We start from the raw sequence: 366 nt of genomic DNA, 5'->3' as shown, positions 1-366 counted from the left end.
GCCATCGGCGCCTTCCTGATGCAGTTCTTCGTCCAGGGCGCCTGGGGCATCGTGCCGGTGCATCTGAACGAGCTGTCACCAGACGAGGTGCGCGGCACATTCCCGGGCTTTGCCTATCAGCTCGGCAACCTGCTCGCCTCGGGCAATGCGACGCTGCAGGCCGGGTTGGCCGCTCGCTGGGACGGCGACTATGCCTATGCGCTCCTGATCGTCGCGGCCGTGGTAGCTCTCATCGTCGCGGCCCTTGCCGGCTTCGGCTACGAGAAAAAGGATGTCCGCTTCGGCTCGGAGGAGGCCGAGGAACCGCATGGCGCGATGCGAATCTAGCGCTGCCTGCGGCTATGAAGGCCGGCGGCTGACGTCGCC

The 366-nt window shown here is 66.7% G+C and carries 1 pseudogene; it reads left to right on the top strand.

The window, feature by feature from the left end:
* Positions 1 to 327: pseudogene (locus EOD29_RS30775) on the top strand (MFS transporter); the annotation flags it as partial.
* Positions 328 to 366: the final 39 nt, after the last annotated feature.

The organism is Mesorhizobium sp. M1A.T.Ca.IN.004.03.1.1 (genome assembly GCF_003997555.1).
GTDB lineage: Bacteria > Pseudomonadota > Alphaproteobacteria > Rhizobiales > Rhizobiaceae > Mesorhizobium.
Note: the sequence above shows the minus strand (reverse complement) of the source record. Positions and strands in the feature narration are given on the sequence as shown.